At 35.4% G+C, this 26,230-nt stretch carries 26 protein-coding genes and 1 other annotated feature; all 26 genes read left to right on the forward strand.

Annotation, left to right across the window (positions count from 1 at the left end; all coding sequences use genetic code 11):
- Window positions 1–47: 47 nt before the first annotated feature.
- The 26 genes from hrcA to ACFSTA_RS12090 all read left to right on the forward strand — a co-directional run bounded on the left by hrcA (window position 48) and on the right by ACFSTA_RS12090 (window position 25,990).
- Window positions 48–1,079, forward strand: a complete 1,032-nt coding sequence (gene hrcA / locus ACFSTA_RS11965) for a heat-inducible transcriptional repressor HrcA (protein ID WP_377556941.1) — start codon at window positions 48–50, stop codon at window positions 1,077–1,079.
- A gap of 63 nt (window positions 1,080–1,142) precedes the next feature.
- Complete coding sequence (gene grpE / locus ACFSTA_RS11970; RefSeq protein WP_377556942.1) at window positions 1,143–1,706, forward strand: nucleotide exchange factor GrpE; 564 nt, start codon at window positions 1,143–1,145, stop codon at window positions 1,704–1,706.
- Window positions 1,707–1,738: 32 nt separating this feature from the next.
- Window positions 1,739–3,568, forward strand: a complete 1,830-nt coding sequence (gene dnaK, locus ACFSTA_RS11975) for a molecular chaperone DnaK (RefSeq protein WP_377556943.1) — start codon at window positions 1,739–1,741, stop codon at window positions 3,566–3,568.
- Between the two features lie 147 nt (window positions 3,569–3,715).
- Window positions 3,716–4,843, forward strand: coding sequence for a molecular chaperone DnaJ (gene dnaJ, locus ACFSTA_RS11980; protein WP_377556945.1), 1,128 nt, complete (start codon window positions 3,716–3,718; stop codon window positions 4,841–4,843).
- Between the two features lie 57 nt (window positions 4,844–4,900).
- On the forward strand, window positions 4,901–5,839 hold the full coding sequence (prmA, locus tag ACFSTA_RS11985) for a 50S ribosomal protein L11 methyltransferase (protein WP_377556946.1): 939 nt from the start codon (window positions 4,901–4,903) through the stop codon (window positions 5,837–5,839).
- Between the two features lie 9 nt (window positions 5,840–5,848).
- Window positions 5,849–6,604, forward strand: a complete 756-nt coding sequence (locus tag ACFSTA_RS11990; RefSeq protein WP_377556947.1) for a 16S rRNA (uracil(1498)-N(3))-methyltransferase — start codon at window positions 5,849–5,851, stop codon at window positions 6,602–6,604.
- Between the two features lie 3 nt (window positions 6,605–6,607).
- Window positions 6,608–7,963, forward strand: a complete 1,356-nt coding sequence (gene mtaB, locus ACFSTA_RS11995; RefSeq protein ID WP_377556948.1) for a tRNA (N(6)-L-threonylcarbamoyladenosine(37)-C(2))-methylthiotransferase MtaB — start codon at window positions 6,608–6,610, stop codon at window positions 7,961–7,963.
- Window positions 7,964–8,066: 103 nt separating this feature from the next.
- Entirely contained in the window at window positions 8,067–8,738 is a 672-nt protein-coding gene (deoC, locus tag ACFSTA_RS12000; RefSeq protein WP_377556949.1) for a deoxyribose-phosphate aldolase, read from the forward strand.
- A gap of 135 nt (window positions 8,739–8,873) precedes the next feature.
- Window positions 8,874–9,050, forward strand: coding sequence for a 30S ribosomal protein S21 (rpsU, locus tag ACFSTA_RS12005; protein ID WP_019377991.1), 177 nt, complete (start codon window positions 8,874–8,876; stop codon window positions 9,048–9,050).
- Window positions 9,051–9,064: 14 nt separating this feature from the next.
- Complete coding sequence (locus tag ACFSTA_RS12010) at window positions 9,065–9,511, forward strand: GatB/YqeY domain-containing protein (RefSeq protein ID WP_377556950.1); 447 nt, start codon at window positions 9,065–9,067, stop codon at window positions 9,509–9,511.
- 365 nt (window positions 9,512–9,876) lie between these two features.
- Entirely contained in the window at window positions 9,877–11,202 is a 1,326-nt protein-coding gene (locus ACFSTA_RS12015) for an NfeD family protein (protein ID WP_377556951.1), read from the forward strand.
- A gap of 56 nt (window positions 11,203–11,258) precedes the next feature.
- Window positions 11,259–12,251, forward strand: coding sequence for a flotillin-like protein FloA (gene floA, locus ACFSTA_RS12020; RefSeq protein WP_377556952.1), 993 nt, complete (start codon window positions 11,259–11,261; stop codon window positions 12,249–12,251).
- 32 nt (window positions 12,252–12,283) lie between these two features.
- Window positions 12,284–12,802: a hypothetical protein gene (locus ACFSTA_RS12025; RefSeq protein WP_377556953.1), complete on the forward strand. Its 519-nt coding sequence runs from the start codon at window positions 12,284–12,286 to the stop codon at window positions 12,800–12,802.
- A gap of 106 nt (window positions 12,803–12,908) precedes the next feature.
- On the forward strand, window positions 12,909–13,190 hold the full coding sequence (gene yqfC / locus ACFSTA_RS12030) for a sporulation protein YqfC (protein WP_377556954.1): 282 nt from the start codon (window positions 12,909–12,911) through the stop codon (window positions 13,188–13,190).
- 28 nt (window positions 13,191–13,218) lie between these two features.
- The gene (gene yqfD / locus ACFSTA_RS12035; protein WP_377556955.1) at window positions 13,219–14,436 is read left to right on the forward strand and encodes a sporulation protein YqfD; all 1,218 of its coding nucleotides are present in this window, start codon (window positions 13,219–13,221) and stop codon (window positions 14,434–14,436) included.
- Window positions 14,437–14,438: 2 nt separating this feature from the next.
- The gene (locus ACFSTA_RS12040) at window positions 14,439–15,398 is read left to right on the forward strand and encodes a PhoH family protein (RefSeq protein ID WP_377556956.1); all 960 of its coding nucleotides are present in this window, start codon (window positions 14,439–14,441) and stop codon (window positions 15,396–15,398) included.
- A 74-nt stretch (window positions 15,399–15,472) separates the two neighbouring features.
- Window positions 15,473–17,611, forward strand: a complete 2,139-nt coding sequence (locus tag ACFSTA_RS12045; RefSeq protein ID WP_377556957.1) for an HD family phosphohydrolase — start codon at window positions 15,473–15,475, stop codon at window positions 17,609–17,611.
- A complete protein-coding gene (ybeY, locus tag ACFSTA_RS12050; RefSeq protein ID WP_377556958.1) occupies window positions 17,611–18,075 on the forward strand; it encodes an rRNA maturation RNase YbeY in 465 nt (154 codons plus the stop codon). The genes ACFSTA_RS12045 and ybeY overlap by 1 nt, the downstream gene beginning before the upstream one ends.
- On the forward strand, window positions 18,065–18,439 hold the full coding sequence (locus tag ACFSTA_RS12055) for a diacylglycerol kinase family protein (protein ID WP_377556959.1): 375 nt from the start codon (window positions 18,065–18,067) through the stop codon (window positions 18,437–18,439). Before ybeY ends, ACFSTA_RS12055 begins: the two co-directional genes overlap by 11 nt.
- Before the next feature lie 151 nt (window positions 18,440–18,590).
- Window positions 18,591–19,493, forward strand: a complete 903-nt coding sequence (gene era, locus ACFSTA_RS12060) for a GTPase Era (protein ID WP_377556960.1) — start codon at window positions 18,591–18,593, stop codon at window positions 19,491–19,493.
- Window positions 19,494–19,674: 181 nt separating this feature from the next.
- The gene (locus ACFSTA_RS12065; RefSeq protein ID WP_377556961.1) at window positions 19,675–19,821 is read left to right on the forward strand and encodes a YqzL family protein; all 147 of its coding nucleotides are present in this window, start codon (window positions 19,675–19,677) and stop codon (window positions 19,819–19,821) included.
- Window positions 19,822–19,850: 29 nt separating this feature from the next.
- Window positions 19,851–20,594, forward strand: coding sequence for a DNA repair protein RecO (gene recO, locus ACFSTA_RS12070; RefSeq protein ID WP_377556962.1), 744 nt, complete (start codon window positions 19,851–19,853; stop codon window positions 20,592–20,594).
- A gap of 551 nt (window positions 20,595–21,145) precedes the next feature.
- Window positions 21,146–21,321 (forward strand) — a binding site (T-box leader).
- Window positions 21,322–21,383: 62 nt separating this feature from the next.
- Window positions 21,384–22,262: a glycine--tRNA ligase subunit alpha gene (gene glyQ / locus ACFSTA_RS12075; RefSeq protein WP_377556963.1), complete on the forward strand. Its 879-nt coding sequence runs from the start codon at window positions 21,384–21,386 to the stop codon at window positions 22,260–22,262.
- Window positions 22,263–24,347, forward strand: a complete 2,085-nt coding sequence (gene glyS / locus ACFSTA_RS12080) for a glycine--tRNA ligase subunit beta (RefSeq protein WP_377556964.1) — start codon at window positions 22,263–22,265, stop codon at window positions 24,345–24,347.
- Between the two features lie 144 nt (window positions 24,348–24,491).
- Complete coding sequence (locus tag ACFSTA_RS12085; protein ID WP_377556965.1) at window positions 24,492–25,121, forward strand: helix-turn-helix transcriptional regulator; 630 nt, start codon at window positions 24,492–24,494, stop codon at window positions 25,119–25,121.
- Window positions 25,122–25,177: 56 nt separating this feature from the next.
- Window positions 25,178–25,990: a pyruvate, water dikinase regulatory protein gene (locus ACFSTA_RS12090; protein ID WP_377556967.1), complete on the forward strand. Its 813-nt coding sequence runs from the start codon at window positions 25,178–25,180 to the stop codon at window positions 25,988–25,990.
- Window positions 25,991–26,230 lie beyond the last annotated feature (240 nt).

The raw sequence follows: 26,230 nt of genomic DNA on the forward strand, positions 1-26,230 counted from the left end.
TTAGAATTAGCACTCGGGTCGTATGAGTGCTAACAGAGGTGATCATCATGTTAACAAATAGGCAATTGTTAGTGTTACAAGTCATTATTGATGATTTCATCGAATCTGCCCATCCTGTAGGGTCGCGAGTGATTTCTAAAAGAGATGATATCACTTTTAGCGCTGCGACAATTCGAAATGTAATGGCAGATTTAGAAGATATGGGATACTTAGAAAAAACACATTCATCTTCAGGGAGAGTACCGTCAGAAAAAGGCTATCGCTATTATGTGGATCATGTAATTGCTCCCAACATTAATAATGGGAATCTTAATATTATGAAACACATTATACAGGATGAGTTTATTGAATTTGAAAAACTTGTACAAAAATCAGCGGAGGTATTATCTGATTTAACAAGTTATACTTCGATTATCCTTGGTCCAGAAATATATGATACGAAATTAAAGCAATTACAGATCGTACCGTTATCAAAACAAACGGCGGTTGCGATATTAATTACGGATTCCGGGCATGTTGAGCACCGGTCATTTTCCATTCCGGCTGAAATTAATGCATCAGATTTAGAAAAAATGGTGAACATTTTAAATGAAAGAATGCAGGGTGTTTCGTTGGTGCATTTACCTGATGTATTAAACACGGAAGTATTCTCACTAATGAAGCTATATTTGACTGATTTCGAGAAATCATATGACTATTTAAAATCTGCATTCTTTGATGAAAAACCAACCAAGTTATATATTGGTGGTAAAACGAATATTTTGATGCAGCCAGAATTTAAAGATGTAGATAAAATTCGATCTTTTTATTCCATGATGGAGAACGAGAGTGAAGTTGTTAATTTATTAAAGAATCCACAACATGGGATTCAAGTATCTATTGGTCATGAAAATAAGCTAGATGCAATTAAGGATTTCAGTTTAATTACTGCATCTTACCATTTAGGTGATGACCAGATGGGGACTATTGCACTTCTTGGACCTACAAGAATGGAATATCGAAAGGTCATTACATTACTAAATGCTTTATCGAATGAAATGACAGAGGCATTGTATTTATGGTATAAAAACAATGGCTAGAATCCTAAATGTGATAATATGTTTCTCGGAGCAAAGTATTTTTTTAAGATGGAGGTTGCAATAATGGAGGAAAATAATAAAGAAACAATCCCGGAAGAAACAACTTCAGAAAATGAACAAGAGGAAGTTACTGTAGAAGATGTAGAAACAAATCCATCCGGAGATGAACTGGAAGAGTTGAAAACTCAACTAGAAGTATTGCAAAAAGAAAAAGACGAGTTATATAGCCGCATGCTTCGAAACCAAGCTGAGTTCGATAACTTTAAAAAACGAACACAGAAAGAAAAAGAAGCGGACCGTAAGTATAAATCACAAGATTTAGTAAATGAATTATTACCAGCACTGGATAACTTTGAAAGAGCTTTGCAAACCGAAACTACGGAAGAAAATAAAGGATTTGTTGAAGGTATTTCCATGGTGTATAAACAACTAACAGAGGCTATAGCTTCACAAGGTGTAGAAGTTATTGAAACAGTTGGCAAAGAATTCGACCCGACATATCATCATGCTGTAATGCAGGTTGAAGAAGAAGAGTTCGACTCTAATACGGTAGTAGAAGAATTACAAAAAGGTTATGTATTAAAAGATCGTGTTATTCGACCAGCAATGGTTAAAGTAAATAAATAATAAATGGAAAATGTAGTAGGAGGAAATAGATTATGAGTAAAATAATTGGAATTGACTTAGGTACAACAAATTCATGTGTAGCTGTTATGGAGGGTGGAGAAGCGGTTGTAATTCCGAATCCAGAAGGAAATCGTACATCCCCTTCAGTCGTAGCATTTAAAAATGGTGAAAGACAAGTTGGTGAGGTGGCAAAGCGTCAATCCATTACGAATCCAAACACCATTCAATCTATCAAACGACATATGGGTACAGACTATAAAGTGAAAATTGAAGATAAAGAATATACGCCACAGGAAGTTTCGGCAATTATCTTGCAATACATTAAATCATATGCTGAAGACTATGTTGGGGAAAAAGTAGAAAAAGCAGTTATTACTGTTCCTGCATATTTTAATGATGCGGAACGTCAGGCAACAAAAGATGCTGGTAAAATTGCAGGATTAGAAGTAGAACGTATTATCAACGAACCTACTGCAGCAGCATTAGCCTATGGTATTGACAAAGAAGATCAAGACCAAACAATACTAGTATACGACTTGGGTGGCGGAACATTTGACGTTTCTATCCTAGATATCGGTGACGGTACATTTGAAGTGGTTTCTACTGCTGGTGATAATCGTCTAGGTGGAGATGACTTTGACCAAGTGATCATTGACCATATGGTTGCAGAATTCAAGAAAGAAAATGGTATTGATTTATCTAAAGATAAAATGGCTATGCAACGTTTAAAAGATGCTGCAGAAAAAGCTAAAAAGGATCTATCTGGTGTAACACAGACACAGATCTCTCTACCATTTATAACTGCAGGAGATGCTGGCCCATTACATTTAGAAATGAATATAACACGTGCTAAATTTGAAGAGCTTTCTTCTGATTTAGTAGAACGTACTATGGTACCTACACGTAAAGCATTATCTGATGCTGGTTTAAGTTCCAATGATATTCATAAAGTTATTTTAGTAGGTGGTTCAACACGTATACCTGCAGTACAAGAGGCAATTAAACGTGAAACTGGAAAAGATCCTTCTAAAGGTGTAAATCCAGATGAGGTAGTTGCATTAGGTGCAGCAATTCAAGGTGGGGTACTACAAGGTGATGTAAAAGACGTACTATTACTAGACGTTACACCACTTTCACTAGGAATTGAAACAATGGGTGGAGTATCTACAAAATTAATCGAACGTAATACAACTATCCCAACAAGTCATTCTCAAGTATTCTCAACTGCTGCTGATAATCAGACAGCTGTAGACATTCACGTACTACAAGGTGAAAGAGAAATGGCTCAAGACAATAAAACGCTTGGACGTTTCCAATTAACTGATATTCCACCAGCACCACGTGGAGTTCCTCAAATCGAAGTATCATTCGATATTGATGCAAATGGTATCGTAAATGTACGTGCAAAAGATATGGGAACAAATAAAGAGCAATCTATTACGATTAAGTCTTCTTCAGGTCTATCAGATGAAGAAGTAGATCAAATGGTTAAAGATGCAGAAGAAAATGCTGAAGCAGATAAGAAGCGTCGTGAAGAAATTGACCTTCGCAATGAAGCAGATCAACTCGTATTCACAACAGATAAAACAATCAAAGACTTAGGTGAAAAAGTCTCAGATGAAGAAAAAACAAAAGCAGAAGCTGCAAAAGAAGAATTGAAAACAGCGCTAGAATCAAATGATTTAGAAGAAATCAAAGCGAAAAAAGAAGCTTTGGAAGAACAAGTACAACAATTATCTGTTAATCTTTATGAGCAAATGGCACAGCAACAACAAGCTGAACAAGGTCAAGAAGGACAAAAACAAGATGATGATGTTGTAGATGCTGATTATCAAGAAGTGGACGATGAAGATAAAAAATAATAGGTAGTAAATATGAAAAAGTCAAAGTCAGGACCTTCTTGACTTTGACTTTTTTTCTGGAATGTCTATTTGGTTCATTTGCCATCAACGGATGGTAGATGGTATGATAAAATTTATGCAATAGTGTAGCGGGAGAGTGATTTACAAGTGAGTAAGCGCGATTTTTATGAAGTACTAGGGTTGGATCAAGGTGCTTCAAAAGACGAAATAAAAAAGGCTTATCGAAAACTAGCAAGACAATATCATCCAGATGTTAATAAAGAAGCGGGTGCCGCTGATAAATTTAAAGAAGTTAAAGAAGCTTACGAAACATTAAACGACGATCAAAAGCGTGCTCAATATGATCAGTTTGGTCATGCTGGTATGAATGGTCAAGGTTTTGGTGGCTTCGGTGGAGGAGCACAAGACTTCGGTGGCTTTGGTGATATTTTTGATATGTTCTTTGGTGGTGGTGGTCGTAGACAAGACCCAAACGCACCACGACAAGGGGCAGATCTTCAATATACAATGGTTTTAGATTTTGAAGAAGCAATTTTTGGAAAAGAAACAGATATCTCCATACCGAAGGAAGAAAATTGTGATACTTGCCATGGTTCCGGAGCTAAACCAGGCACAAAGACTAAAACATGCTCTCATTGTAACGGTTCTGGACAACTGAATACAGAACAAAACACACCATTTGGAAGAGTAGTTAACCGAAGAGTTTGTCATCACTGTAACGGTTCTGGAAAAATCATCCCAGAAAAATGTAATACTTGTAGTGGGACAGGTAAAGTGAAAAAGAACAAAAAAATTCATATCTCTATACCTGCTGGGATTGATGAAGGCCAACAAATAAGAGTTTCTGGCAAAGGAGAACCAGGTGCCAATGGTGGACCTGCTGGTGATCTATATGTTGTCATCCAAATTCGTGAACATGATTTCTTTGAGCGAGAAGGAGACCATATTTATTGTGAATTACCTTTAACCTTTGCACAAGCAGCATTAGGTGATGAGGTAGAAGTCCCTACTGTCCATGGAAAAGTAAAATTGAAGGTTCCTGCTGGGACGCAGACAGGTAAAACTTTCCGCCTAAAAGGGAAGGGAGCACCGAATGTTCGAGGATATGGCCATGGGGATCAACATATCATAGTACGTGTGATTACACCTACAAAACTAACAGAGCGCCAAAAAGAATTATTGCGTGAATTAAACGAGTTAGGTGGTAGCGATATAACAGAAGAGCAAGACAACTCTATATTTCAACGATTTAAAAAAGCTTTCAAGGGTGAGTAGCGGTGTTTTTTAAAACACCGTTTACATATTTCTAAATGATGAAATGAGTGAAACAATTTGAAGTGGACGGAAATTTGTATTCATACAACAAATGAAGCGGTCGAACCGATTTCGAATATCTTACATGAAACTGGTGCGAGTGGCGTTGTTATTGAAGATCCAATGGATTTAATAATAGAAAGGGACACCAATTTTGGGGAAATTTATGAACTGAGTTCTGAAGATTATCCAGATGAAGGGGTATTTATTAAAGCATATTTACCTATTTCAAGTTTTCTTGTTGAGACAGTTGAAGAAATAAAGCATGCAATAAACAATTTAATTACGTTTGATATCGAACTTGGTCATAACCAGGTTACTCTAAGCGAGGTACATGAAGAAGATTGGGCTACTGCCTGGAAGAAATATTATAAGCCTATTCATATTTCAGATAGGATTACGATAACTCCTACCTGGGAAGACTATAGTCCGAAGCGAAAAAACGAATTAGTTATTGAACTTGATCCAGGAATGGCCTTTGGTACTGGTACTCACCCTACCACGATACTAAGTGTTCAAGCATTAGAGACCTACCTCAAGCATGGTGATACGGTAATTGATGTAGGTTGTGGGTCAGGGGTATTAAGTATTGCATCTGTGTTATTAGGAGCCGACAAAGCATTTGCATATGATCTAGATGAAGTTGCAGTAAAAAGCACACTATTGAATGCAAAGGTTAATAAAGTACATGAAAAAATCGAAACCAAACAAAATAATTTGCTTCATCAAGTTAACCAAAATGCAGATGTTATTGTTTCAAATATATTAGCAGAGATCATTGTTCAATTTATATCAGATGCTTGGAAAAACCTAAAACATGAAGGTCTTTTTATTACATCTGGGATCATTCAGTCAAAAAAACATACTGTACTTGAAGCCTTACAAATTCAAGGATTTGAAATCATCAAAATAAATGAGCTAGAGGACTGGGTATCTATTATAGCGAAGAAAAAGTAGGTGTTTCAGTTGCAAAGATATTTTTTACCGGCAGAGGATTGGAAAGACCAATACGTAATCATTCGTGGTGACGATGCACATCATATTACCCGAGTTATGCGAAATCGAATAGACGATCAGCTTATTTGTAATCATCCGGACTCGGAATCAGCTATTTGTAGAATAACAGAAATAGAGAATGGAATCGTTATTGCTAAGATCGAGAAATGGTTGGATGAGGATGTCGAATTACCAGTTGATGTGACAATTGCGCAAGGCTTACCTAAAGGTGATAAGCTAGACTTAGTGATTCAAAAGGGAACGGAACTGGGAGCACGCAGCTTTATTCCATTCAAAGCAGACCGCTCTGTCGTAAAGTGGGACAAAAAAAAGGAAGAGAAAAAGTTAGATAGGTATAGAAAAATTGTAAAAGAAGCTAGTGAACAAAGTCATCGTACTGAAATACCCTTAATCCATCCTTCCATGAATCTTGTTGAATTAATAAAAGAAAGTGCAAACTATCAAGTGAAAATATTCGCCTATGAAGAAGAAGCAAAAGGAACCGACTATCTTTCATTTAGCAAGGTTGTTAAACAGTTTCATGAATCCGATCGGGTTTTAGTATGTATTGGACCAGAAGGTGGTTTTTCACTGGATGAAGTAGAAACGTTGAAAGAAAATGACTTTATCCCGGTACGTCTGGGTCCAAGAATATTACGGACGGAGACGGCTCCATTATACGTATTAGCTAGTATATCGTATCACTTAGAAGAATTGAGGTGCTGATAAATGCCAACAGTTGCATTTCATACATTAGGTTGTAAAGTAAATCATTACGAAACAGAAGGAATTTGGAATATGTTTAAAGATCATGGTTATGAACGAGTGGACTTTGAACATCATTCAGATATTTATGTTATTAATACATGTACAGTTACAAATACAGGAGATAAAAAAAGCAGACAAATCATCCGACGTGCGATTCGTAGTAATCCAGAAGCTGTAGTTTGTGTGACTGGTTGCTATGCACAGACGTCTCCTGGTGAAATAATGGAAATACCCGGTGTAGATATAGTAGTTGGTACGCAGAATCGAAAAAAAATGATCGAATATATTGAGGAACATCAAAAAACGCGTGAACCAATTAATGGTGTGGCAAATATTATGAAAAACCGTGTATTTGAGGAAATGGATGTTCCGGAATTTACGGATCGGACAAGAGCTTCTCTAAAGATACAAGAAGGATGTAACAACTTCTGTACCTTCTGTATTATCCCTTGGTCTCGAGGATTACTTCGTTCCAGAGATCCGCAAAGTGTAATTAATCAAGCTCAAAAATTAGTTGCTGCGGGTTATAAAGAGATTGTATTAACAGGAATCCATACGGCTGGCTATGGGGAAGATATGAATGATTATAATTTTGCAAAACTCTTAAATGACTTAGAAACCAAAGTCGATGGTTTAATGCGTATCCGTATTTCATCCATCGAAGCAAGTCAGATTACCGATGAGGTTATTGAAGTGCTTGACCGATCTGAAAAAATTGTTCGTCATTTGCATATCCCGTTACAATCTGGTTCTGATTCCGTACTAGATAGAATGAGAAGGAAATATACGTCTGCATATTACTTTGAAAAGGTAGAAAAAATCAAAAAAGCATTACCTGATTTAGCAATTACTTCAGACGTTATTGTTGGTTTTCCAGGTGAAACAGAGGAAGAGTTTATGGAAACATACAATTTTGTTAAAAAAGTCGGTTATGCTGAACTTCACGTATTTCCATTTTCAAGACGAACTGGGACCCCGGCTGCTCGGATGGAAAACCAGGTGGAAGAGGATGTTAAAAACGAGCGTGTTCATCAACTAATTGATCTTTCAAATCAGTTGGCAAAAGAATATGCCTCTAACTATGAAGACGAAGTGCTTGAAGTCATTCCAGAAGAAAACGTCCAAGATCAAGACAATCTTAATTTGCTTGTTGGATATACAGATAATTACTTGAAAGTACAATTTACAGGCACGCCAGATATGATTGGTAAAATTGTTCGAGTGAAAATAAATAAATCAGGTTATCCATTAAATGAAGGTACATTTGTTAGAATAATGGATCATGCCACACATTCTCTTATAAAAGCAAATGCCTAGTCAGATTATTGACTAGGTTTTTATTATATTTAATTAGATTTTTATAATTAGACATGCTATGATATTCTAGAGGTACGTACAACACATGGAAAGGAAGAATATCATGAATATGGATCTTGCAAAATATATAGATCACACACAGTTAAAACCTGACACACCAAAAGAAAAGATATCTCAAATCGTGGAAGAAGCAAAAGAATATGAATTTGCATCAGTTTGTGTAAATCCCCACTGGGTATCCTACTGCTACGATCGTCTGAAGGATACAAATGTTAAAGTTTGTACGGTAATTGGATTTCCTTTAGGTGCTACAACCACTTCAACGAAAGTTTTTGAAACGAAACAAGTAATTGATGAGGGCGCTACAGAAGTAGATATGGTTATTAATGTTGGAGAATTGAAATCAAATAATGATGACTTTGTTAAAGAAGATATTAAAGCTGTGGTAGATGCTGCAAAAGGAAAAGCTTTAACGAAAGTAATTATAGAAACATCATTGTTATCTGAGGATGAAAAAGTTCGTGCTTGTAAATTGGCTAAAGAAGCAGGTGCTGATTTTGTGAAGACATCAACCGGATTCTCAGGTGGTGGAGCAACTATTGAAGATATTGCTTTAATGCGTAAAACTGTTGGGCCTGATATGGGTGTTAAAGCTTCAGGTGGAGTTCGTGATTTAGAATCTACAAATGCAATGATTGAAGCAGGAGCAACACGCATTGGTGCAAGTGCCGGAATTGATATTGTTAAAGGAAATAAAGGGACATCTGATTACTAATATTACTCTAATATGATGACTTTTATGAAATAATCAGTTGACAATAATTGTGTATATATTATAATAAAAAAAGGCATATGATTGTTACATATGCCTGTACAAACTGTTTTATGCTTCGGAGGGAGGGAAATTAGCATGTCAAATACAACTCGCGTTCGTAAAAACGAGTCTCTTGAGGATGCTCTTCGTCGCTTTAAGCGTAGTGTGTCAAAAAGTGGTACACTACAAGAATATCGTAAGCGTGAACACTATGAAAAACCTAGCGTTCGTCGTAAAAAGAAATCTGAAGCTGCTAGAAAGCGTAAATTCTAAAGAAGGTGCAATGAATGTCACTATTAACACAACTCAACAATGAAATGAAGCAAGCAATGAAGAATAAAGACAAAGATTCTCTTAGTGTTATTCGCATGGTAAAAGCTTCATTACAGAATGAATCGATTAAGCTTGGTAAAAGTGATCTTTCTGATGACGAAGAATTGACGGTTTTATCAAGAGAATTAAAACAAAGAAAAGATTCCCTCCAAGAATTTAAATCAGCAGGACGCGATGATCTCGTTGAGAAACTTGAAACGGAAATCAATGTTTTACAAGAATACATGCCGAAACAACTTTCAGAAGAAGAGTTAGAGGCAATTGTTCAAGAAACGATTCAGGAAACTGGTGCATCTTCAAAATCAGATATGGGTAAAGTGATGAGCGCAATTATGCCGAAAGTTAAAGGTAAAGCAGATGGCGCTATAGTGAATAAACTAGTTTTAAAGCATCTAAATTAAATACCCAAAAAAACATAAAAATCCTTGTCATATTGACAAGGATTTTTTATATGATGGGATACATACCAAAAATAGGGTGAATCTTATGATCTACTCCATTTCCGTTCCGATAGATCCCCAACAATTAAAAGTAATAAGCCCCACACTTAGATGTGCCCTGATTTTTCGCTCCCATACGGTAAGTGTAGAGGAACGGAACGTATGTCGAAGCTTATATTAAATTGCAACAAACGATGAGAGAGGATAAGTTAAAAATATCTTCCTAGGAATTGTTATGTTACAATTTATAGTGAATTTTAAAGAAAAATGAAACGTAAATATACAGTTATTCGTATATACTATTGACGAAGGGGAGGTGAACATAATTGCTAGCTAAAAAGTCTGTCACTTACATAATTACGATAATTGTTTTTTTAAGTTTTATTTATTTAAATGACAGTTCAACTTTAAAAGCAGATGGTGAAGGGAAATTGGTATACATAATCCCTATCGAAAATGATGTTGAGCGTGGATTAGAGGCATTCATGTCTAGAATGACCAAGGAAGCAGTGGAAGAGGGAGCCGATCATATCATATTTGAGATTGATACTCCTGGAGGTCGGGTAGATGCTGCCGAAAGTATAGGTAAAATGCTACAAGACTTAGAGATTCCGACAACTTCTTATATAACTTCTAGAGCCCTTTCCGCAGGTTCCTATATCGCTCTAAATACGGACAATATTTATATGAATCCTCAGGCGACAATGGGAGCAAGTGGTATAATCACACAAGATGGTAATGCTGCAGATAAAAAAGCACAATCTGCTTGGCTAAAGGCGATGACGGGTGCAGCAGAATCCAAAGGTAGAGATCCACTATATGCACAGGCGATGGCGGATGAAACGATTGATCTTCCGGAATACGATGCACCAGAAGGAGCCTTTCTAACATTAAGCCCTAATGAAGCAGTAGAGGTTGAATATGCACAAGGAATAGTATCTCATAGAACGGAATTATTACATAAACTTGGTTTGTCTGACGCTAATGTGGTTGAATCAGAACCTACTTTTGCGGAAGAGGTTGCAAGGTTTGTAACTAGCCCGGTAGTTGTTCCGATTCTATTATCTTTAGCTAGCTTAGGTCTAATCGTAGAGATATATTCGCCAGGATTTGGAGTTCCTGGTACAATGGGATTAGTATCTTTACTGCTATTTTTCTACGGTCATTTTGTGGCAGGGTTGGCAGGAATGGAAGCGATCATCTTACTCATATTAGGAATTGGATTAATTGTTGCCGAATTCTTTGTTCCAGGTGGTATCTTAGGGTTGTTAGGTATAGGTTCTATGGTTGGTTCCTTGTTGATGGCAGGTGCTGACATTGGGCATATGACAATGAGTATCGGAATTGCTTTTCTTGTTGCGATTATCGCTTCGGCAATCTTAATACGTCGTATTGGAATGGATAAAGGAGTTTTCCGGCATATCATTTTAAAAGATAGAACAACAACGGAACTTGGTTATGTTTCAAAGGAAAATCGTTTAGACCTTATAGGTCTAGAGGGTGTGACAGTGAGCCCTTTACGGCCAGCTGGTAAGGCAATTTTTGATGATGAACGAATCGACGTAGTATCAGAAGGTAGTTTTATCGCAGAAAATAAATCGATAAAAATTGTAAAAGTAGAAGGAGTTCGTATTGTTGTTAGAGAATTGTAATATACGGTGTTCCATTTGAACCCGATATATAGATAAAAATTTAGGAGGAATGTTTCATGGAAATTGAAGGATTAATGCCGTTAATAATTATTGCGGTAATACTAATTGCAGTTGCAATTTTATTTACATTTATACCAGTTGCGCTCTGGATTAGTGCACTAGCAGCGGGTGTCCGAGTGGGTATCCTACAACTGATTGGTATGCGTTTACGTCGAGTGGTGCCTAATCGAGTTATTAATCCGTTGATTAAGGCTCATAAAGCAGGACTTGATGTGACTACTCCACAATTGGAGAGTCATTACTTAGCAGGTGGTAATGTTGACCGTGTTGTAAATGCATTAATCGCAGCACATCGTGCAAATATTGAACTTACTTTTGAACGTGCTGCTGCAATCGATTTAGCAGGGCGTGACGTATTAGAAGCAGTTCAAATGAGTGTTAACCCGAAAGTTATTGAAACACCTTTTATTGCTGGTATTGCAATGGATGGGATTGAAGTAAAAGCAAAGGCTAGAATTACAGTACGTGCCAATATTGATCGACTAGTTGGTGGTGCAGGTGAAGATACTGTTATCGCTCGTGTTGGTGAAGGTGTCGTTAGTACAATTGGTAGCTCAGAAACACACGCAAAAGTACTTGAGAATCCTGATTCCATTTCACAAAATGTGTTGAGTAAGGGTCTAGATGCAGGTACAGCGTTTGAAATCTTATCCATTGATATTGCTGATGTTGACATCGGTAAAAACATTGGAGCGATATTACAAACAGACCAAGCTGAGGCTGATAAGAATATTGCACAAGCGAAAGCAGAAGAACGTCGTGCAATGGCTGTTGCCCAAGAACAAGAAATGGTTGCTCGTGTACAAGAAATGCGCGCGAAAGTTGTTGAGGCAGAAGCTGAAGTACCACAAGCACTTGCAGAGGCATTGCGTTCAGGTAAAATGGGTGTAATGGATTATATGAATTACCAAAATATTGATGCTGATACAGACATGCGTGACTCTATTGGTAAATTATCAAAAGAAGATAGCGATGAAAATGATCAGTAATATCGATCAACCTTCAGGAAGGAGGGGTTTGGTTGCAAGAAATATTTGACTTTTTGGCTGGTAACATTATATTTGTTATTATTATTATTGGAGCTATACTCAGGCTTCTTGGAGGATCTAAAGAAAATGAGCAAGAGAAAAGAGGACAGAATCCAAGACCTAGACAAAATCCAGAACCACGGCCAACCGCAACTCCTTCAGGGGGACAGCGGCAAAGGAATAATCAACCAGTGAAGCAAAATGAAACAGCAGCTCAGACGATTTCAATCGAAGATCAACAACAGCAACAGTTGGAAAGGCTAGCTGGTCGTATGAATACTTCAAAGGATCAGTCGATGGATGATCTTACTGGTCACTCAAGTAATTTAGGTGAAACGTTTAAGCAACCAAAACGCAATATCGATTCTCATAAAGAAGAAAATTATCGCAAGCAAATTAAAGGTAATTTATCTCGAAATGGATTGGTTAATAGTGTTATTATGGCTGAAGTATTAGGTTCACCGAGGGCTAAAAAGCCATATCGTAGTGTCATAGCTGATCGGAAGCGTTAAATCATAAGCCATTTATAAGCAGATATACTGCTTATAAATGGCTTTTTTTGTGTTCTTATCTTTACGATTTTCACATAAACATTAATGTGAGAGGAGGCTGCATTTCGTGAAAAAAATGCATCAACGAGTTCGACCTTGGCTAATTAAAAAATTTGCACTTCCTTCTGATGTCGTATTGGAATTACCACGAATAACAATTATCGGTCAGTTACATGTATATATTGAAAATCACAAGGGATTAGCAGTATTTACCGACACGGAACTTAAATTAAAGACCACGAAAGGCTACATACAAATAAAGGGGTCATCATTTGTATTAAAAATGATGTTACCGGAGGAAATACTTTTAGAAGGGAAAATTTCTGATGTGAAATTTATTCCACATTAAATTAAAGTAGGATTTGAAGGGGGTAAATATGAAACAAATACAAGGATCATTCATAACTGGATATGTAACCATAGTAGTTAAAGGTCATATGCCAGAATTGTTTTTTCAGGATTGTATTAATAAAGGTGTTATGGTTTGGGAAATTAAAAGGGTGGATAAACAAGCATGTAGTGGAAATATCAAACTACAAGATATTAACAAAATAAAAAAAATAAAACGCGGAAAAAATTATAAAGTATCCTTCGTAAATAAAAAGGGTTACCCGTTTATCTTATCGCGCTTCTTCAGAAGAAAAGAGATTTTCATTGGCATGGTTCTCAGCATCCTCTTCATATTTTTTCTTTCTAATATTGTTTGGAAAGTTGAAGTTACTGGTGTTCCAAAGGATATTGAGGAGAAGATCAATAAACAGCTGAATAATTATGGTGTCCATCCGGGTGCCTGGTCATTTTCAGTGGACAAGCCAGGGGAAATACAACGAATGCTAACGGATGATATACCCGAATTATTATGGGTTGGTGTGCATAAGAAAGGGACAACCTTTATTCTTGAAGGTGTGGAAAAGACAATTGTAGAGGAAGAAGAAGTGCAGGGACCAAGGAACTTAATTGCAACTAAAAAGGGAGTTATTAAGAATATGTACGTTTCTAAAGGACTTCCTAAAGTGGAAATAAACGATTACGTTGAACCTGGTGATATTCTTGTTTCTGGTACACTAAATGAAGTTGAAACATCTGATGATGAGGGTGAAAAGAAGAACAAATCAATCGTTGTTGCATCTGAAGGTGAAATTATAGCTAACACGTGGTATGAAACGGAGGTTACAGTACCAATACAGGCTAATTATGAGCTATTAACAGGTAACCATGAAAAAAAGTATTATCTAGGCTTTGGTGATTTTCACTTACCAGTATGGGGGTTTGAATCACCAGACTATGAACATACACATCGAGAGGATACAGAAAATGCATTATATTTTTTTAAATGGAAGCTACCGATTTCATTTATCGAAACTACACTAAGCGAAAAAACGTATAATGCTATTGAGCGAACGAAAGAAGAAGCAATACAAGCAGGTATTCAGCAAGCAAAACAAGAGTTGCAATTGCAACTGGGGCAAGATGCGGAAATAATTTCAGAAAAAGTTTTGCATGAATCTGTTGAGAATGGTAAAGTAAAATTAAGTTTGTATATTACAGTAGAAGAAGATATAGCAAAAGCACAACCAATAAATCAAGGAGATTGATTATGCCCGAAAACTTAAATATGATTGATCTGCATGTATCTAGTCAACATGAAGCACTAGAATTATTTGGTACGAATGATAAATATTTAAAACATATTGAAGAGAAATTAAACGTTTCGATCGTTACCAGAGGAGAAAAAGTTGGCGTTTCTGGTAGTGAAGATGATATAAAAATGGTTCAGGACATCTTACTAACCCTTCTAACTGTTGTTAGGAAGGGACTATCGATTTCCGAAAGAGATATCGTTTATGCAATTGATTTAGCACAAGAAGGAAAAATAGATCAATTTGAAACCTTATTTGAAGATGAAATAACGAAGAACGCAAAAGGTAAATCTATTCGGGTGAAAACGTTAGGTCAAAAAAGTTATATTCAGGCGATAAAGTCAAATGACCTAGTTTTTGGAATAGGACCAGCAGGAACTGGAAAAACTTATTTGGCAGTTGTGATGGCAGTTCATGCACTGAAAAATGGTGCTGTTAAACGGATCATTCTAACTAGACCAGCAGTTGAGGCTGGAGAGAGTTTAGGTTTTTTACCAGGTGATTTAAAAGAAAAGGTAGACCCGTATTTACGTCCATTATATGATGCACTACATGATGTATTAGGTGCAGAACACACACTTCGATTAATAGAGAGAGAAACGATTGAAGTTGCTCCACTTGCATATATGCGTGGAAGAACATTGGATGATGCATTTGTAATTTTAGATGAGGCTCAAAATACAACACCTGAACAAATGAAAATGTTTTTAACTCGGTTAGGTTTTGGATCTAAGATGGTAATTACAGGTGATATTACGCAAATCGACTTACCAAAAGGTGTTAAATCGGGATTACACACTGCAAGTAATTTGCTCACAAACATCAAAGGCATCTCATTTATTCATTTAACACAAACAGATGTGGTAAGGCATCCATTAGTACAACGCATTATTCATGCATATGAAGAGAATAGTTAGTATTTTAGATGAATAGTAAGACCCCATCATGAGGGTCTTATTTCTATATCTATGTTGAAAATGAGGTGATACATTTGAAAATCAAATTCCATCATATACTAGATGTATTAAAGATAAAAACAAAGTGGGTAACACTATTATTACCAGGACTTATTTTAGGTATATTCTTTTTCGCAATTTCGTTAAATAATGTATTCACTGAAACATATGATATAGAAAGATTTACAAGTGCAAAACAAACGATCCGGTCCCCTATTACGATTGAAAATGAACAAGAAACCGAACGTAAAACTCGTGAAACCGTTCAGGCTGTGGAGGATCGTTATCTTATTTCAGATGAAGTAACACAAGAACAAATCGGATATATTGAGGAAATATTTGATGCAATAGGAAAATTGGAAAATGAAGTCTTAATTGATGAGGATTCGAGCGAAAATGAGTCTCCAGTTGTACTTACTAATCAAGAAAAAATAATCCGTCTTAAGGAAATTTTGTCACATGAAATAATAGAAAACGTAAATGATACTGTGTTTCTAAAATTAATGAAAGTATCTGAGGAAGCAAGAGAGGAAGGAAAAGAAGTCTTTATAACCGCCATGAAGGAAGTTTTAGAAAGTGGCGTGCGTATCGAAAATAAAAACAGCAGAGTAAATGTTGTGAAAGAAAGTGTAACATATACAACGTTGGATAACGAATTAATTAGTGCACTAGAAGAACTAAGTAGTTTTGCAATTGTTGAAAATTCTTTTTACGATGCCGAAAAAACAGCAGAAGCACGTAAAGAAGCAGCCAACAGCGTTGATCCGGTATTAATCAATGCTGGGGAGATAATTGTTCGCGAGGGACAAACAATTACCAATGAAGTATATGAAAAATTAACTTTAGTTGGCCTTCTGAATAATGAGCGTAATGTATTTCCAGTTATCGGATTATCTTTATTAATATTCTTAATTATAAGTGTTGTTACATATGAAATGATAGTACTTCAAAAACAGAGAAAGCTTGATAAAGGAAAAATTGCATCTATACTGTTAGTCAGTTTAATTGTTGTAACATTTATGAAAGTAATTAGCTTATATACAAACCAAACAAATCAATTATTTTTCATTGTTCCTGTTGCAACAGGGGTATTATTACTTAAATTACTAATTAATGAGCGTTTATCTATCGTTATGGCGAGTCTTTATGCCATCATTGGTTGTATTATATTTAATGGGCAAATACCTGGTGCATTAAATGTAGAAGCAGGAATCTATTTCTTTTTCTCCCAATTAGCAGGTATTATTTTTCTAAGAAATGTAAAAGACCGTTTTGCTATAGTTAAATCAGGATTAGGAATGTCACTAGCCAATAGTATAACCGTATTATTATTTGTATTTCTTTCATTTGAAAAATATTCGTGGTTGGATCTATTAATTCATACTGGATATGGAGTAGCAGCAGCATTATTATCAGCAGTACTAACGATAGGACTATTATCTTACTTTGAATCTGGATTAGGAATTTTATCGGATGTGAAATTATTACAGTTATCGAGTCCAAATCAACCATTATTGAAAAAGATATTAACAGAATCTCCTGGTACGTATCATCACTCGATCATGGTTGCAAATATAAGTGAAACAGCATGTGAAGCGATTGGTGCTAACGGGTTGTTAGCAAGGGTAGGTGCTTATTATCATGATATTGGCAAAACCGTAAGACCACATTATTTTATCGAAAACCAGTTGGCTATTAAAAATCCACATGATGTTATTTCTCCAAAGCAAAGTGCGGAGATCATAATTCACCATCCTTATGATGGTGCGGAAATGTTAAAAAAGCATAAATTACCGAAAGAAATTATTGATATTGCAATGCAGCATCATGGTACAACATTACTAAAGTATTTTTATTACAAGGAAAAGGATACAAATAAAAAAGTAAAAGAAGCAGATTATCGATATCCAGGACCAAAACCTCAAACAAAAGAAGCTGCAATTATTTGTATCTGTGATTCAGTGGAAGCAGCCGTTCGTTCATTGAAGGAACCTACGGAAGAAAAAATAGATGAAATTGTTGCTTCCATCGTTAACGATAGATTAATGGACGGACAATTAGATGAGTGTCCATTGACATTGAAAGAAGTCAAAATCATACACCGAACCATTTGTGAAACACTAAAAGGAATTTTCCATTCCAGAATTCAATATCCAATGAAGGAGGCTAAATAATGCATATCGATTTTCACGATAGTACAAATTCCGTAGAAACGGACTATATTGATTTAATCCATCGGTTAGTTCAGTTTACAGCAAAAAAAGAAAGAATATCAGACCAGGCTGAGGTTTCCATTAGCTTTGTTGATAATAGAGAGATTCAGGAATTAAATAGAAATTATAGACAAAAAGACACACCTACAGATGTAATCTCTTTTGCTTTACAAGAAACTGTTGAAGGTGAATTGAATGTGGTTGGAGAAGATTTGCCGTTAGTTTTAGGAGATATCGTTATTTCAGTAGATCAAGCGAAAGAACAAGCAAAAGATTATGAGCATACGTTAGAAAGAGAATTAGGATTTTTAGCAGTTCATGGCTTCCTTCATTTATTAGGTTATGACCATATGAATGAGCAAGATGAGAAAATAATGTTTCAAAGACAAGATGAAATTTTAGGAGAATTTAAACTTGAACGTTAAAAAAAGAAATATTGGAATTTCATATGCATGGAATGGCATAAAAGAAGTTTTTCGCTCAGAGTTAAATTTTCGTTTACATATTGTTGCGGCAATCGTTGTCATATGTTCAGGTGTAATATGTCATTTAACAAAAATAGAATGGGCTTTTATATTGATTTGTATCGCAATCGTATTAATTACAGAGATAGTGAACAGTGCTATCGAAAAAATGATGGATTTTTTAAATCCAGAACATCATCCATCTGTTAAAGTTATTAAGGATATTGCAGCAAGTTCCGTATTGATAGCGGCTTTTTTTGCTGCAATTATAGGGACAATAATCTTTGCTCCAAAAATAATTGACTTTATCCAAGGGCTCTTGTAGGAGTCCTTTTTATTATCAGAATTTGTCTTTGTGTAACAAAATAGATAAACTTTTCAAAGGTTTTGTCGAATACATGAAAGTAGTTTTTATTTGTAGTATTATATTAATTAACAAACAATAGATAGTGTAAAATGAAATCGGAGGACTCATCATGGAAAATAACTTCAAATCAGGGTTTATTACGATAATTGGTAGACCGAATGTAGGAAAATCAACATTCTTAAATAGGGTAATTGGACAGAAGATAGCAATCATGAGTGATAAACCACAAACGACTAGAAATAAAATTCAAGGAGTATTAACTCAGAGTGATTCACAGTTTGTTTTTATCGATACTCCAGGAATTCATAAACCTAAGCATCGTCTAGGAGATTTTATGGTAGGTCTTGCGGAGAATACGTTAAATGAAGTAGACGCAATCCTATTCATGATTAATGCAGATGAAGGTTATGGTAAAGGAGATCAATACATCTTAGACCTACTCCAAAAGGTTAAGAATCCAGTATTTTTAATTATAAATAAAATCGACTTAATTCATCCAGATGAATTATTTCCGATTATTGACCAATATAAAGATAAATGTAATTTTGAAGAAATTATACCAATATCAGCTTTACAAGGTAATAATGTAAATCATTTATTAGATATATTAAAGCAGCATTTACCTGAAGGACCACAATATTACCCAGCTGATCAAGTTACAGATCATCCCGAAAGATTTATCATGAGTGAATTGATTCGTGAAAAAGTTTTACAGCTTACAAGAGAAGAGATACCTCATTCCATTGCAGTAGTAATTGAAAACATTGAAAAAAGAGATTCCAATGCTGTATTTATTCAAGCTACGATTGTCACCGAGAGAAAAACGCAAAAAGGAATCTTGATAGGAAAACAAGGAAGTATGCTGAAAAATATTGGTAAGGATGCTCGGAAAGATATAGAGGCTTTGCTTGGTACTAAAGTATATTTAGAGTTATGGGTGAAAATTCAAAAAGATTGGCGTAATAAGCAAAGTCAGCTACAAGAGTTTGGTTTCCGAAGTGACGAATATTAGACATGGAAAAATTTATAACTAATTGTTTTGCTATCAGTGGTAATCCTAATTATATAAGGTTGCTGAAGAGACCTTACATTTGGTAAAGGGCGAATTATAGGTGTTGTTTTTTGGGCTGCATTTGGTGTTCTAACTTTAAAACATATACTTGAACAAGTATTAAAAGAAAGGGTGTTTTCTTGTGATCGACTTTACATGGAAATTATTTAGTCAAACAGGAAATATTGAAACCTATTTATTATTGAAAGAGTTAGAAAATGATCCTAATAAAACGGATAGTGAAAACTTAATGGATACAAGTGAGTTACCAATAGATACAAAGATGTAGCATACCGTATAGAAAATAGGTGAATGTGTGTGCTAGAAAAAATTGAGGGTATTGTAATTAAGACAATGGACTATGGAGAAACACATAAAATAGTTACAATTTTTAGTAGGAAGATTGGGAAGTTTTCTGCACTAGCTAAGGGAGCTAAAAAAACTAAGAGTAGGATGGCTGCAGTAACGCAGCCATTCATTTATGGCCAGTTTTTAGTGTATGTCAATTCAGGATTAAGCTCGATTCAACAGGGAGAGATAATCCAATCGTTTCGTACGATAAGAGAAGATATTATAAAAACAGCTTATCTTGCCTACATAACGGAACTAACCGAGAAGCTTATAGATGATCAAAGTCCAGATAGTTATTTATATGACCAACTTTATCAAACCGTAAGTTGGATCGCTGAAAACGAAGATGTGGATATCCCTATTATAATGTATGAATTAAAGCTATTTGCTAAAGGTGGGTTTGCACCTATTCTTGATAAATGTGTACACTGTGGTACAACAGAAAACCTTTCAGCTTTTTCGATTGTGGAAGGTGGTTTATTATGTAGAAAATGTTTATACAAGGATCAGCAAGCTATTTCTTTGTCAATTGCACTCATTAAGTTACTTCATATGTTTTCAAGAATTGGACTCGAGCAAGTTGGTAAGATTTCGGTGAAGCCAGAAAATAAATTATTGTTAAGGAAGCTATTGGACTCCTATTATGATCGATATGGTGGGTATTACTTAAAGTCAAAACGTTTTCTGAGTCAACTAGACCTATTAAAATAAGGACTGTATTCTATATTGCTACTTACGTATTAAACTTAATTTATAGTTGATGTAAAATGTACAGTACCTTAAAATGAAAAAATGTGAAATGATTAAATTTACTGCACCAAATCTCGCTCCAGAAATACTCTTCGCTTTCCGCGGGCGGCTGGTGAGCCTCCTCGAACTCCGTTCTGCGGGGTCTCACCGATGCCTTTCCTCCCGCCGGAGTCTACGTGTATTTCTTCCGCTAGAATAGTGCATGGAGACTTCATAACATGAATTCCCTAGAAATAACTTTCTGTACCATTGGGAAGAGCTCCACTAGTTGTTGAAATCATTAGCTAACACCATTCCATAGCTAGAGAATAACCACTAGCGAATATTCTTACGGAGCGGTTTTGTAGCACTCGACTGAGTTAGATTGTGAAAGTAAATCTACGCAAAGGTTATGTCGCAGTTTATGTAAATTGCAACAAACTGTACGAAAAGAGCATAAAATAAGAAATAAATCGTCCAGAGTTGACAACTGTGAGGAAAATAAAGTATTATTTGTACATATTTTATATAACTCTTTTGCTTTGATGGAGAATAGTACTTATGATTTGTCTATTAATAGCGAGTCCAGGATGGTGGAAGCTGGATAAATAGTCTATAAGGAATGGCGCTCTTGAGCAAGTATGATAAAGTGGCTCTATAACAAATGGAGCAAATAGGGTGGAACCGCGGATTAAAACCCGTCCCTATGTCAGAAATGACATAGGGACGGGTTTTTCATATTTCAAAAAAATTTTATGGAGGATCGTTAAGATGACAATTCAAGAAATGATATTAACACTTCAAAAATATTGGTCAAACCAAAATTGTATATTAATGCAAGCGTATGACGTTGAGAAGGGGGCGGGTACGATGTCACCGATGACACTTTTACGCAGCTTAGGTCCAGAGCCGTGGAATGTTGCTTATGTGGAACCTTCTAGAAGGCCTAACGATGGTAGGTATGGTAAAAATCCGAACCGTTTATATCAACATCATCAATTTCAAGTAATAATGAAACCATCCCCTGATAACATTCAAGAATTGTATTTGGATTCTTTGAAAGCATTAGGAGTAGATCCTTTACAACATGACATTCGTTTTGTGGAAGATAATTGGGAGAACCCAACCCTAGGAGCAGCTGGGTTAGGGTGGGAAGTTTGGTTAGATGGAATGGAAATTACGCAATTCACTTACTTTCAACAAATAGGTGGATTAGAAGCGAGTCCGGTAACGGTTGAATTAACTTATGGAATCGAACGATTGGCATCCTATATCCAGGATAAAGAAAACGTATTTGATCTAGAATGGACAAACGGAGTAACAGTTAAGGATATTTTCTTACAGCCAGAGTATGAACATTCGAAGTATACGTTTGAAGAATCTAATACAAAAATGTTATTTGAGTTATTTTCTATGTATGAACAGGAAGCGAAAGTCACGATGGAGAAGGGGCTTGTTTTTCCAGCCTATGATTATGTTTTAAAATGTTCCCATACATTTAATTTACTTGATGCGCGTGGCGTGATTTCCGTTACGGAGAGAACAGGCTATATATCAAGAATTAGAAACCTAGCCAGAAGTATAGCGAAAGCATATGTTGCTGAAAGAGAAAGCTTAGGGTTTCCGATGCTTAAGAAGGAGGAAGCTTAAATGACGAAAAATGTCCTATTTGAAATTGGTTTAGAAGAATTACCAGCCCGTTTTATTGATGACGCGGAAAAGCAATTAATAACGAAAACGACAAACTGGTTAAACGAATTGCGAATTTCCTTTGAATCGATTACAGGATATTCAACTCCAAGAAGGCTAGCCATATTAATTGAAAATATGGCAGAAGAACAAACAACCATAGAAGAAGAGGCTAAGGGTCCATCCATAAAAATTGCAAAAGATGAAGATGGTAACTGGACGAAAGCAGCTATTGGATTTACAAAAGGACAAGGAAAATCAACAGACGATATTTATATAAAAGAGATAAAAGGTGCATCCTATATTTTTGTAAAAAAACATATTGAGGGAAAAGCTAGCAAGGAATTACTACCAGCATTCAAGGAAATTGTAGAGGCTATTCCATTTGGTAAAAACATGCGCTGGGGAGAGCAGACACTTCGTTATGCTAGACCGATCAGGTGGTTAGTAGCTTTATATGGTAAAGAAGTAATTCCTTTTGAAGTAGCGAATGTAAAAAGCAGTAATATGACATTTGGCCATCGCTTTTTAGGAAAAGAAATTGTCTTAACTAATCCGCTATCCTATAAAGAACAATTAGAAAATAATTATGTCATTGTGGAAGCAAGTAAACGAGAAGAATTAATTACACAAGGAATAAATGATATTATAGAAGAAAAAAGTTTTGATATACCAGTAGATAAGGATTTGTTAAATGAAGTTCGTAACTTAGTTGAATTTCCAACTGTATTTGTTGGTTCCTATGAAAGAGATTACCTAAACCTTCCACCAGAAGTATTAATTACTACAATGAAGGAACATCAAAGATACTTTCCAGTGAAATCTCAGCAAGGGGAGTTGTTACCTTATTTTATAGGAGTACGTAACGGTAACGCCAATTCACTTGAGACTGTCATAAAAGGAAATGAAAAAGTACTCCGAGCAAGGCTATCAGATGCACAATTCTTTTATGAAGAAGATTTAAGACAGTCGATCGACAGTTTTCAGGATAAATTACAAAATGTTGTTTTCCAGGAAAAGTTAGGTACGATTAGTGAAAAAGTAACCCGAGTAGCATTCATAGCTACGAAGATTGCAGAGCTTTTAGAAGTAGAACCATCCACGAGAGAAAATGTTGTGAGAGCTGCTCACATAAGTAAGTTTGATTTAATGACGAACATGGTAAATGAATTTACAGAATTACAAGGTGTTATTGGAGAAAAATATGCAGTGAAATTTGGTGAGAACAAGCATGTCGCTCAAGCGATAAAAGAACAATACTTACCAAATAGTGCAACGGGTGCTTTACCACAATCTATAGAAGGTTCGATAGTTAGTATCGCAGATAAGCTTGATACGATTGTTGGATGTATTTTTGTAGGACTAAAACCAACAGGTTCACAGGATCCATATGGCCTTCGAAGGCAAGCAATTGGTATTTTACGTATTTTGCAAGCAATGGACTGGAATATTTCCGTAAATAAGTTAATGGAAATTCCAGTAAACCTCTACAAAAAAGCAAACATGGAGCAATTAACTAACAATGATTTATATGAAGAAGTTATGGAATTCATGAAACAACGGGCCACCTATTTATTAAAAGAATTAAATATTGAGGCAGATATTACAGAGGCAGTACTCCAAAAGAATGTTGGTATCTTACCATATTCCATTACAAAAGCAAAATTATTATCTAAAAAGCGTAATGATTCTACATTCAAGCCAGTACAAGAAGCATTAGTACGTATATTGAATTTATCTAAAAAAGCAGATGTTAATGAAATAGATCCATCGGTATTTGAAACACCTTCTGAATCCAAGTTATTTGAAGTATATCAACAAGTGAATAATGACTTTAACAGAATGGATTCTGAAAGAAAAGCAGAACAAGCCTTAGAAAGCCTTAGTATGCTGGCTGAACCAATTCATGATTTTTTTGAACATAATATGGTTATGGCCAAGGATGAGTCGATTCGAAATAATCGACTAGCGCTGGTAATGAGATTAGCAGAATTAATTACTAAATTTGCTGATCTTTCTACGATTGAATGGAAACAACAATTTTAGCAATTACTAATACATGTTTTGCTTGCTTCACAGATGAAGCAAGCAATCATGTTTGGAAATGATAGTAATCATCATTTCTTTTCCACTATGTATGAGATATAATTATTCATAAGTAGTATGTCATATTGACTAGGTGGTGAAATAGTGGAGTTATCTAAAAGGCAAGAAAAAATTATCGATATTGTAAAAGAGAATGGTCCTATTACTGGGGAAAACATTGCAGAGAAATTAAGTTTAACTAGAGCGACTCTTCGCCCGGACTTGGCAATTTTAACGATGGCTGGATTTTTAGATGCACGACCACGTGTTGGTTACTTTTACACAGGTAAAACTGGTTCTGAGTTATTAACCGAAAAAATCAAAAGCTATAAAGTACAAGATTATCAGTCAATACCGATTGTAGTACATGAAGGGGTATCTGTTTATGATGCCATCTCAACCATGTTCTTAGAAGATGTCGGTACATTATTTGTTGTTGACGACAAATCTTGTCTAACAGGCATACTCTCCCGGAAAGATTTATTACGAGCTAGTATTGGAACACAAGATTTAAATGTCGTCCCAGTTCATATAATTATGACAAGAATGCCAAACATTACAGTTTGTCGTAAAGATGACTTATTAATAGACATTGCTAATCTGTTAATAAATAAACAAATAGATGGCATCCCTGTCATTAAAGATACAGATAAAGGCTTAGAAGTTACGGGACGAATAACTAAAACAACCATTACCAAAGCTTTTGTTGAATTGATAGCCAATGATCAAGTGTAACTTCTGATCAGCTTCAGTTTATATTGGACTTACATATAGAGGGGAGTTTGAAAGTGATGAGTTATAAGACGTTAGTATATGTTCTATCGGATTCAGTAGGTGAAACAGCTGAATTAGTTATTAAAGCAGGTCTAAGTCAATTTAATAGTGGCGAGTATAAAATAATACGAATTCCTTATGTTGAGGATAAAAAAACTATATATGAATCATTACAATTAGCAAAAGAAGAAAAGGGCATTATTGGATTTACACTGGTAGATCCTGAGCTTAGGAAATATTTAAATGATCTAGCTGTCGAGATGAACGTCGAAGCAATTGATATCATGGGTCCAATGCTTTCCGCAATGGAAAGAGTTTTTCAAAAAACACCCAGACTTGAGCCAGGTCTTGTCCATAAACTAGATGAAGACTATTTCAAAAAAGTAGAAGCAATTGAATTTGCGGTAAAGTATGATGATGGCAGAGATCCTAGGGGTATTTCAAGGGCGGATATTGTATTAATTGGAGTATCAAGAACATCCAAAACACCATTATCCCAATACTTAGCTTTGAAGCGCTTAAAGGTAGCTAATGTTCCAATCGTACCAGAAGTAGATCCTCCTGAAGAGTTATTCGAGGTTGAACCTGAAAAGTGTATCGGTTTAAGAATTAGTCCTCAAAAATTAAATGATATTAGAAAAGAAAGATTAAAGGCTTTAGGTTTAGGTGATCAAGCTACTTACGCTAACATCGAAAGAATCCACCAAGAATTGGAATTCTTTGATAAAATAGTCGAGCGAATTGGTTGCTCTGTCGTTGACGTCTCCAGTAAGGCAGTAGAAGAAACGGCTAATAGTATCCTTCGAATAACACAAAAAAACTCAAATTAAATCAAGCTAAAAAGTAACATTCTACCTTTTAACGTAGAATGTTTTACTTTTTTAATCAAAAAATCACATTTATTGTAGTAATTTACTTAGAAATGTATTATAATTAATATTTGTGTAAAAATAGTATACATATACATTTAATGAGCTTTGTAGGAAGAGATTTTCTGAAAAATAAAACATTCGAAATTAAGAAGGATTCTTCGGTCCTTATGTAGAATTATAGTATTAGAATAGACCAAA

Origin of the sequence: Ornithinibacillus salinisoli (assembly GCF_042684965.1) — a bacterium.
GTDB lineage: Bacteria > Bacillota > Bacilli > Bacillales > Amphibacillaceae > Ornithinibacillus > Ornithinibacillus salinisoli.